Raw genomic sequence first — 977 nt, 5'->3', positions numbered from 1 at the left:
CTAGGGCGTGTCTCCTTTATTGACCATTCCAGCACTGACACGGTGGTGTTGTGACTACGAAGCAACGACACCGAGTATTCACTGATGAGCAGTGGGAGAAGATTGAACCTCTCCTACCTTCGAATGCCGGCAAAAGAGCCCGACCGTTTGAAAACAACCGTCGAATCGTCGAGGGAATCGTCTACCGCTACCGTGTCGGCATCGCCTGGCGCGATCTGCCCCGTGAGCACTTCGGGCCTTGGCAGACGGTATGGAAACGTCACCGCCGCTACGCCGCCGATGGCACCTGGGACCGGGTGCTGGCCCACGTACTTTCTGATGCTTATGCTGCCGGTGATATCGACTGGAACGTCTCCGTGGATGGCACCATCAATCGTGGCCACCAGCATGCAACGAACACGACGCGCCCTGACCAAGACACAGGGGCTACGTCGAATTACAAGAATCTGCCCGATCAGGAGTGTGAGCCGACCGGGCATGGCATCGGTCGCTCGCGCGGTGGGCTGACGACGAAGATCCATCATGCCGTCGACGGCAATGGCCGCCCCCTGGCAGTGGTGGTCACCGGTGGACAGCGCCACGACGGGGTGATCCTGCCGCAGGTCCTTGCCGATATTCGAGTGCCGCGGGCTGGTGGCGGTCGCTCTCGCACTCGTCCGGATACCGTTCTCGCTGATCGTGCTTATGGGTCCAGGGCGAATCGCGAGTACCTGCGATCGCGAGGCATTCGGGCAGTGATCCCGGAGAAGAAGGACCAGGTCGCGAGCCGAAAGAGACGCGGGAGTAAGGATGGACGGCCGCCGACGTTCGATGCTGGTGCCTATCGGAACCGCAACGTCGTGGAACGCTCGTTTGCCTACGTCAAACAGTGGCGAGGATTAGCAACGCGCTACGACAAGCTCGCGATCACCTATCGGGCGGCGGTCGTGATCAGCGCGATCCTGACATGGCTACGCCGATAAAGGAGACATGCCCTA

At 60.7% G+C, this 977-nt stretch carries 1 protein-coding gene; it reads left to right on the top strand.

Annotated features, from left to right (window positions below; all coding sequences use genetic code 11):
* Positions 1–50 precede the first annotated feature (50 nt).
* Complete coding sequence (locus M3E84_RS12355; RefSeq protein ID WP_259896579.1) at positions 51–962, top strand: IS5 family transposase; 912 nt, start codon at positions 51–53, stop codon at positions 960–962.
* Positions 963–977 lie beyond the last annotated feature (15 nt).

Source organism: Kocuria sp. p3-SID1428 (assembly GCF_025149945.1).
GTDB lineage: Bacteria > Actinomycetota > Actinomycetes > Actinomycetales > Micrococcaceae > Kocuria.
This window is presented reverse-complemented; position numbering and strand designations above follow the sequence as displayed.